The following is an 8,853-nucleotide window of genomic DNA, read 5'->3' on the forward strand; positions in this document are numbered from 1 at the left end:
AGCGATAAGGCACCAATGTCGCTGCCGGAGCAAACAAGGTCGGCGGGTGCAGCGCCGCGATTTCCAAAAGAGCGGAAACATCGTGGGAATTCCTATATGTAGTCATCGACCTGACGCCAGGAGACAACGCCGCGTGTTCCTTTCGGTTTTCGACCTGTTCAAGATCGGCATAGGACCCTCGAGTTCGCACACGATGGGGCCGATGACAGCCGCTGCGCGGTTTCTCGACGAGGTCGCGGGAAATGACTGGCCGCGTCCGGCGGGCGTCAAGGTCGATCGGCTTGGCGCAAGTCTGCACGGGTCACTCGCCTACACCGGTATTGGCCACGGCAGTGATCGCGCCGTCATGCTCGGCCTTGCCGGCCTGACGCCGCAGACGGTCGATCCCGACCAGGCCGATGGCATTGCCAGCCGCATCGCCGCCGAAAAGCGCATTTCGCCGCCCGGCCATCCCGCCTATCGCTTCGATCCGGCCACCGATCTGGTGCTGGACCGCAAAACGCCGCTCACCGGTCACGCCAACGGCATGGCGTTCTACGCCTATGATTCCGGCGGCCGCCTGCTGCTCAAGCGCATCTATTATTCGATCGGCGGCGGCTTCGTGGTTTCCGAAGAAGAACTGCAGCGGATGAAAGCCAAAGGTTCGGTGACAACCGAAGGCAAGAAAGTGCCTTATCCGTTCAAGAATGCGGTCGAGATGCTGGCCATGGCCGGCAAAAGCGGCCTTTCCATCGCCGACATGAAACGCGTCAACGAGGAGACGCAGATGACGCGCGAGGCGCTCGACGCCGGCCTCGACGGAATCTGGAGCGCCATGAAGGGCTGCATCGACCGTGGCCTGTCGCAGGATGGCATCATGCCGGGTGGGCTGAAGGTGCGCCGCCGTGCCCGCATGCTGCACGATAAGCTGCAGGAGCAGTGGCAGCAGAACAAGCCCAATCCTTTGCTCGCCAATGACTGGCTGTCGATCTACGCCATGGCCGTGAACGAGGAAAATGCCGCCGGCGGCCGCGTCGTCACCGCGCCGACCAATGGCGCTGCCGGCACGCTGCCGGCGGTGCTGCGCTACTGGCTGCATTTCCATCCCGAGGCGGACCAGCCGAGCATTCGTGATTTCCTGCTGACGGCTGCCGCCGTTGGCGGCATCATCAAGACCAACGCGTCGATCTCGGGCGCCGAGGTCGGCTGTCAGGGCGAGGTCGGCTCGGCATCGGCGATGGCGGCGGCCGGCCTGTGCGCCGTCATGGGCGGCACGCCCGAGCAGGTCGAGAATGCCGCCGAGATCGCGCTCGAACATCATCTCGGCATGACCTGCGATCCGGTCGGCGGGCTGGTGCAGGTGCCGTGCATCGAACGCAATGCGCTGGGCGCGGTCAAGGCGGTGACGGCAGCGTCACTGGCCATCAAGGGCGACGGCATCCATTTCGTACCGCTCGATGCGGCGATCGAGACCATGCGCCAGACCGGCCTCGACATGAACGAGAAGTACAAGGAAACCAGCCTTGGCGGGCTTGCAGTCAACGTCGTGGAGTGCTGAAGGCTGGCCTAAACCGCCACTGTGGAGAAGTCGATCCGGTCGTTGACGCGTTCGCGTGCAGGACTAACCTTAAGCGATGTCTCTCAATCTCATAAAACTCTGTGTCGGCTGCGACAGCGTCGAGGATCTCGAAGAGTGGATCGCCTTCCGCCTCGACGAGCGGCGGCGCGCCGGTGAGCCGGTCGAGCAGTATCACACCACCCGTATGATGCCGACGCGCGGCGCCGAGGTTACCGATGGCGGTTCGCTCTATTGGGTGATCAAAGGCAATGTGCAGTGCCGCCAGTTGATCACCGAAATCCGGCCGTTCACCGACAGTGAAGGCATAGGCCGTTGCCATCTGATACTCGACCCCGAGGTTGTACGCACCGACTGGCAGCCACGCCGGGCTTTTCAGGGCTGGCGCTACCTGAAGCCGGCGGACGCGCCGCTCGATCTGGGTAAGGGCAAGGCCGGATTGATCGAGATGCCGCCGAAACTCAGGCGCGAGCTGGCCGATCTCGGTCTGCTCTGACCCCAGGTGGCATCACCGCCTGGCCCTTTGCACTGCCCGATGTGGGGCTTGCAAGCGATGTGGCAACGCCACATCTTGTTTTTCATGAGCGATAAGAAGCAGCCTGTGCCAGCGGGGACCAATCCTGCGCCGATCAAGCCTCAATCCAACGCCGGAGAGATCGACGCCTTCATTCGTCAGGCGAGGACACTTGCCGCGTCGGCGACCGGTTCGGGCAGGCTGATCCTTGCTCTCGACGCAACAATGAGCCGCCAGCCGACCTGGGATCTGGCTTGTGAGCTGCAGGGCCAGATGTTCGACGCTGTCGGCAAGGCCGGAACCCTCAGCGTGCAACTGGTTTATTTTCGTGGTCTCGGCGAGTGCCGTTCGTCCGCTTTCGTGAGCGACACCAATGCCTTGAAGCAGCTGATGACGCGGATCGAATGCCGCAGCGGCCACACCCAGATCGGCAAGGTCCTGACGCATGCGTTGAAACAGACGGCGGCCGCCAAGGTCAATGCGCTGGTCTACATCGGCGACGCGATGGAAGAGAATATCGACGATCTGGCCGAAAAGGCCGGCAGCCTCGGCCTTCATGGCGTTCCCGTCTTCGTGTTTCAGGAAGGCCATGATTCCGGCGCAGAAAAGGCGTTCAAAGAGATTGCACGGCTGTCCAAGGGGGCTTGGTTTAGATTTGATCGGCGGGCTGCCGCGACCCTGGCAGGACTGCTTTCGGCCGTCGCCGTGTTTGCGACCGGCGGGTTGAAGGCGCTCGAAGCCAGGGGCAGGCCGGAAGACCGGCTGATGATCGAGTATCTGCGGGGCGGCGGAAAATAATGGGCGCGATCATCGCTTTTGGAGCGTTGCTTCTGCTGCTCCTCGGCGCGGTGACGATCTTTCTGCGTGCCGAGCCGGCGAAACTGGCGAGCACGCTGCGAACGCTCGGGCCGGCTCTTCTGGCACTTGTCGGCGTCGCCGTGCTTGTGGTCGGCCGGGAAGGCATCGGCGGCATGATTCTCACCGGCGCAATTGCCTGGTATGGTTCCATGCGCATGAAACGCCAGCCGGCCGGGCTTGCACCGGGCAAACGCTCGACGGTGCGCACAGCGGCATTGGAAATGGAACTCGATCACGATACCGGCGGCCTCGAAGGACTGGTCCTGGCTGGCCGCCACGAAGGCAAGATGCTTGGCGCGATGGGGCTGGCGGAATTGCAACACCTCTACCGCGAACTCTCCGGCGATCCGGAGAGCCGACAGCTGCTAGAGACGTATCTTGACGGCAGATTTCCCGTCTGGCGCAAAAACGCTGAGACGAACGGTGGCGAAGGGCTGGGTGTTGCGCCAGGTCCGGGCGCCATGACTAAGGAGGAGGCCTACAAGGTCCTTGGTCTTGAAGCGGGGGCCGCCGCGGCGGATGTCCGCAAGGCGCACCGCCGCCTGATGCAGCGCCTGCACCCCGATGTCGGCGGCACGTCTTTCCTGGCGGCGCGGATTAACGAAGCCAAGGACGTCTTGCTCTCCAATCACAACTAGTCTCCTTCGACGCAGAATTTTTCCGGGAGATGGCTTGCACGCCGTCCTACTGCTGGACGGCGTAGCACTCGATGTTCTTCTTCTTCAAAGCGGTACAGGCCTTCCAGGCGGCGGTCTTCGAACCGAAGCCACCGAAGCGGGCGCGGTAGTAGGTGACGCCATCCTTGTCGAAGGCGACAGTGAAACCGGAAGCGTCCGCCAGCACCTTGGGCGCCTGCTTGGTGGTCTTGTCGAGAAAGGCCTGGGCCTCGGACTGCTTGGGCGACGAGGCGACCTGAATGGCCCAACCCGAAGGCACCGACGCGGTGTTGACCGGGTCGACAGCCGCCGGCGTCGGCTCGGCATAGGCCGCTACAACCTGGGCCGTCGCGACTTGGGGGGCTGAAACGATGACGGTCTTGACCTTTCTGGTCTTGACGACGGGGGCTGCTTCTTCGGCCTGCGCGGTATCGTCTTCCGCGACCGTGGCGTCCTCGGCAACGGTGACATCGTCCTGCGCTATGACAGGCTTGTCGTCCGGTGTCGGAGCGTCATGCTTGGGCAGGAGAACCTTGGCAAGGGCGGTGATCGGGTTGTTGCCACCGGCCTTGGCGACCAGATCGCCACCACCGCGAGTCGACGCCCTCGGCAGATAGGTGTTGATCAAGCTGGCCATCTGATTGTCGCGGCTGCCGCCCGAGGTGCCGCCCATGACCACGCCGACGATGCGGCGATTGCCATCGGAAACCGATGAGACGAGGTTGAAGCCGGAGGCGCGGGTGTAGCCAGTCTTGATGCCGTCGACGCCCTTGATGCGTCCAAGCAGACGGTTGTGGCCGTTGATGCGCTGGCGCCCATAGAGAAAGGAGCGCTGCGAGAAATAGCCGTAATACTGGGGAAAATGCTCGCGCAGCGCGATGCCGAGCGTCGCCATGTCGCGCGCGGTGGTGAACTGGCCGGGGTCGGGCAGGCCATTGGCGTTGCGGAACACGGTGCCGTTCATCCCCAGCGCACGCGCCTTGGCGGTCATCATGCGGGCAAAAGTGGTTTCATTGCCGCCGAGCATTTCGCCGAGCGCGGTGGCCGAGTCATTCGCCGACTTGGTGACGATCGACAGGATCGCGGTCTCGACCGTGACGGAACCGCCCGGCTTCACGCCAAGTTTCGTCGGCGCCTCGGCGGAGGCCTTGGCGGAAAACACCACTGGCGTGTTCCTGCTGATCTTGCCCTTCGCCATCGCTTCGAAGGTCAGATACAGCGTCATCATCTTGGTCAGCGAAGCCGGATAGCGCCTGCCGTTGGCGTCGGCGGAGTAGAGCACTTTGCCGGTCTTGGCATCCACGACGATGGCCGCCTGCCTGGCCGCCAGCGACGAGGCAACGTCGCCAAAAACGAATGTCATCGCCAGGGCGATGATCATCATCGTTTTGAGAGGGGAGGTAGATTTGGAAACGATGCCCAACAACGCCTTACGCACTGGTACTTCCCTTGGATTTCTTCGTTGCGTTGGAGGCGGCAAAGGGTCCTGCCTCGCTTCCGGCCAAGCTACCGGCGCAGCGTTACCAATCCGTTTATGGTAACCGCCGCGTTCACCATTTTCTTCGGGCTTGTGGCTCTCTTTATTCGATTTTTAGCCATTGGCTGCGCAGGCGGGTCCGCAAGCCCGCGAAATCTTGACTTTTGTGCGGCGCACAATATATTATCTTGCATTGCACAAGGGCGCCCCGAAGAAGGACGCTTCAACCGTCAAGGGAATCGTGAAATGACCCAGACCTATGAGGACTTCAGCAAATACGGCAAAGAGTTCGCCGACACCGGATTGAAGAGCTTTGCGTCGCTGTCCAAGGGCGCGCAGGCGATTGCCACCGAAGCTGGTGAATACACCAAGAAGAGTTTTGAAACCGGCAGCGCCACTGTGGAGAAGCTGTTTTCAGCCAAGTCGCTGGAAAAGGCGATCGAGATCCAGTCGGATTACGCCAAGCAGTCCTATGAGGCGTTCGTCGCCGAGGCCACCAAGATCGGCGATCTCTATGCCGAACTCGCCAAGGAAGCTTACAAGCCATTCGAATCGATCGTTGCCAAGGCAAAGTAATTTTGCCCGGGCGAACTGATTTCGCCTGACGTGACCCCAGATTCAGCCTTTGAACCCGAGAAAAAGCCCGGCCACGGAAACGCGGCCGGGCTTTTTCGTGTCAATTTCCGTTCCAGAGCCTCGCGCCCCTTCACGATTGCGAAAATCGTCCAAGTTTGGTGACCTAGCCATATTGTCAGCTAACCAGAAGGGCTTAAAATCGTACATCGAACACCTACATGTCGAACTCGCATGGGGAATCGAAAGAGGCAGGAATACGTGACGATCGGTTTGACTGCCACGAGACGAGTGGTGCGGATGCAAGACGGCGACGGTAACGGCAATGGGGCCGGCCGTGGGACGGCCGTCATCACGCGCACCAAAACCAAGACCAAGAAGCCCAGCCTTTATCGGGTCCTCATCCTCAACGACGACTACACTCCGATGGAATTCGTGGTTCACGTGCTGGAGCGTTTTTTCCAGAAGGATCGCGAAGCCGCCACACGCATCATGCTTCATGTTCACAATCATGGAGTGGGCGAGTGCGGGGTCTATACATTCGAGGTGGCCGAGACCAAAGTGTCCCAGGTCATGGATTTCGCCCGACAGAATCAGCATCCGCTGCAATGCGTGATGGAGAAGAAGTGAGGTAACATGCCGGCTTTCTCCCAAGGCCTGGAAAAGGCGCTTCACCAGGCGCTGACGCTCGCCAATGAGCGGCACCATGAATATGCAACCCTAGAACATCTGCTGCTCGCGCTCATCGACGACACCGAGGCGGCCGCCGTCATGCGCGCCTGCAATGTCGATCTCGATGAGCTCAAGCACACGGTTCTCACCTATATCGACACCGAGCTCGACAACCTCGTCACCGGTTACGACGAGGACTCCAAGCCGACCGCCGGTTTCCAGCGCGTCATCCAGCGCGCGGTGATCCATGTGCAGTCGTCTGGCCGCGAGGAGGTTTCGGGCGCTAACGTCCTCGTCGCCATCTTCGCCGAGCGCGAGAGCCATGCCGCCTATTTCCTGCAGGAACAGCAGATGACCCGCTACGACGCGGTCAACTACATCTCGCACGGCATTGCCAAGCGTCCGGGCGCGTCGGAGACACGCTCGCCGCGCGGTGCCGATGACGAGCAGGGCGGCCAGAACGGCGCCGAGCCACAAGAGGAAGGCGGCAAGAAGAAGCAGCAGCAGGATGCGCTGACGGCTTATTGCGTCAATCTCAACAACAAGGCCAAGGCCGGCAAGATCGACCCGCTGATCGGCCGCGAGTCCGAGATCAACCGCACCATTCAGGTGCTGTGCCGCCGCTCCAAGAACAACCCGCTCTATGTCGGCGACCCCGGCGTCGGCAAGACGGCGATCGCCGAGGGTCTGGCCAAGCGCATCGTCGAGGGCGACGTTCCCGAAGTGCTGCACAACGCCACCATCTTCGCGCTCGACATGGGCACGCTGCTCGCCGGCACGCGCTATCGCGGCGATTTTGAGGAACGGCTGAAGCAGGTCGTCAAGGAGCTCGAGGACTATCCCGGTGCCGTGCTGTTCATCGACGAGATCCATACGGTCATCGGCGCAGGGGCTACTTCAGGCGGCGCCATGGATGCGTCCAACCTGTTGAAGCCGGCGCTGTCATCGGGTGCGATCCGCTGCATCGGCTCGACCACCTACAAGGAATTCCGCCAGTTCTTCGAGAAGGACCGTGCTTTGGTGCGGCGCTTCCAGAAGATCGACGTCAACGAACCGACCATCGCGGACGCCATCGAGATCATGAAGGGCCTCAAGCCCTATTATGAGGAGTTCCACAAGGTGAAGTTCACCAACGAGGCGATCAAGGCCTCGGTGGAGCTGTCGGCACGTTACATCAACGACCGCAAGCTGCCGGACAAGGCGATCGACGTGATCGACGAGACCGGCGCCTCGCAGATGCTGGTTCCGGAAGCCAAGCGCAAGAAGACGATCGGCATCAAGGAGATCGAGGCGACGATCGCCACCATGGCCCGCATCCCGCCGAAGACGGTTTCGGCCGATGACGAGAAGGTGCTGCAGGGTCTCGATATCGAGCTGAAGCGCGTCGTCTATGGCCAGGACACCGCGATCACCGCGCTGACCTCGGCGATCAAGCTGGCACGTGCCGGCCTGCGCGAACCGGAGAAGCCGATCGGCTCCTACCTGTTCTCCGGCCCGACCGGCGTCGGCAAGACCGAAGTGGCCAAGCAGTTGGCCGCCTCGCTCGGCGTCGAGCTTATCCGCTTCGACATGTCGGAATATATGGAACGCCACACTGTCTCGCGGCTGATCGGCGCGCCTCCCGGCTATGTCGGCTTCGACCAGGGCGGTCTTTTGACGGACGGCGTCGACCAGCATCCGCATTGCGTGCTGTTGCTTGATGAGGTCGAGAAGGCGCATCCGGACCTGTTCAACATCCTGTTGCAGGTTATGGACCATGGCAAGCTGACCGACCACAACGGCAAGCAGATCGACTTCCGCAATGTGATCCTGATCATGACCACCAATGCGGGCGCGTCGGATGCGCAGCGTGCGGCGATCGGCTTCGGCTCGACCAAGCGCGAAGGCGACGATGTCGAGGCGATCAACCGGCTGTTCACGCCGGAATTCCGCAACCGTCTCGATGCGATCATCCCGTTCGGCTCGTTGCCGGTGCCGGTCATTCATCAGGTGGTGCAGAAGTTCGTCATGCAGCTCGAGGCCCAGCTTTCCGAGCGTGGCGTCACCTTCGACCTGTCGGCGGATGCGATCGCCTGGCTCGCCGACAAGGGCTATGATGAGCGCATGGGAGCGCGGCCGCTCGGCCGTGTGATCCAGGAGCACATCAAAAAGCCGTTGGCCGACGAGGTGCTGTTCGGCAAGCTCAAGAAGGGCGGCACGGTGCGCGTCACCGTCGAGAAGAAGGAAACCGGCGAGACCGGCCTGAAGCTCGAATCGCTCGCCGACGAGGCGCCGGTGAAGCCGAAGAAGGAAGAGCCGGAAGAAACACCGAAGCCCAGAAAGGCCGTGACGAAAAAGCCCGCGGCCAAGAAGCTGGTGTCGCAGAAGCCCGAAGCCAAGGGCAAGGACGGCGGCAAGCGCAGCCTCGTGCCGCAACTGCCCCGAAAGAACTGACTTGACGAAAGTCGAAAAAAGCCCCGGAAATGAACTGACCCCCGAAAGTTGGACACAACCTTCGGGGGTTTTGCATGTCCAAATACAGCGAGAGTTTCAAGCGCTCGGTTGTCGA

Annotated in this window: 8 protein-coding genes; 7 read left to right on the forward strand and 1 reads right to left on the reverse strand. The window is 61.7% G+C overall.

The features are described from left to right. Window positions 1–133 precede the first annotated feature (133 nt). The 4 genes from NKH06_RS27630 to NKH06_RS27645 all read left to right on the forward strand — a co-directional run bounded on the left by NKH06_RS27630 (window position 134) and on the right by NKH06_RS27645 (window position 3,565). A complete protein-coding gene (locus NKH06_RS27630; RefSeq protein ID WP_352894702.1) occupies window positions 134–1,537 on the forward strand; it encodes an L-serine ammonia-lyase in 1,404 nt (467 codons plus the stop codon). A 76-nt stretch (window positions 1,538–1,613) separates the two neighbouring features. Further along, window positions 1,614–2,051 (forward strand): DUF1489 family protein, encoded by a 438-nt coding sequence (locus NKH06_RS27635; protein ID WP_013531780.1) that lies wholly within the window; start codon window positions 1,614–1,616, stop codon window positions 2,049–2,051. A gap of 84 nt (window positions 2,052–2,135) precedes the next feature. Continuing rightward, on the forward strand, window positions 2,136–2,867 hold the full coding sequence (locus NKH06_RS27640; RefSeq protein WP_164892904.1) for a vWA domain-containing protein: 732 nt from the start codon (window positions 2,136–2,138) through the stop codon (window positions 2,865–2,867). Beyond that, window positions 2,867–3,565: a DnaJ domain-containing protein gene (locus NKH06_RS27645; RefSeq protein ID WP_023812952.1), complete on the forward strand. Its 699-nt coding sequence runs from the start codon at window positions 2,867–2,869 to the stop codon at window positions 3,563–3,565. Before NKH06_RS27640 ends, NKH06_RS27645 begins: the two co-directional genes overlap by 1 nt. Before the next feature lie 46 nt (window positions 3,566–3,611). On the opposite strand, the gene NKH06_RS27650 is transcribed toward NKH06_RS27645, so the two are convergent. After that, window positions 3,612–5,021 (reverse strand): D-alanyl-D-alanine carboxypeptidase, encoded by a 1,410-nt coding sequence (locus NKH06_RS27650; RefSeq protein WP_128303603.1) that lies wholly within the window; start codon window positions 5,019–5,021, stop codon window positions 3,612–3,614. Between the two features lie 285 nt (window positions 5,022–5,306). On the opposite strand from NKH06_RS27650, the gene NKH06_RS27655 reads away from it, so the two are divergent. The 3 genes from NKH06_RS27655 to clpA all read left to right on the forward strand — a co-directional run bounded on the left by NKH06_RS27655 (window position 5,307) and on the right by clpA (window position 8,738). Further along, window positions 5,307–5,636 (forward strand): phasin family protein, encoded by a 330-nt coding sequence (locus tag NKH06_RS27655; RefSeq protein ID WP_013531776.1) that lies wholly within the window; start codon window positions 5,307–5,309, stop codon window positions 5,634–5,636. A 297-nt stretch (window positions 5,637–5,933) separates the two neighbouring features. After that, window positions 5,934–6,263 (forward strand): ATP-dependent Clp protease adapter ClpS, encoded by a 330-nt coding sequence (clpS, locus tag NKH06_RS27660; RefSeq protein WP_023812950.1) that lies wholly within the window; start codon window positions 5,934–5,936, stop codon window positions 6,261–6,263. Window positions 6,264–6,269: 6 nt separating this feature from the next. Beyond that, the gene (gene clpA / locus NKH06_RS27665; protein WP_352894705.1) at window positions 6,270–8,738 is read left to right on the forward strand and encodes an ATP-dependent Clp protease ATP-binding subunit ClpA; all 2,469 of its coding nucleotides are present in this window, start codon (window positions 6,270–6,272) and stop codon (window positions 8,736–8,738) included. Window positions 8,739–8,853 lie beyond the last annotated feature (115 nt).

Origin of the sequence: Mesorhizobium sp. M1342 (assembly GCF_040317955.1) — a bacterium.
Taxonomy (GTDB): domain Bacteria; phylum Pseudomonadota; class Alphaproteobacteria; order Rhizobiales; family Rhizobiaceae; genus Mesorhizobium.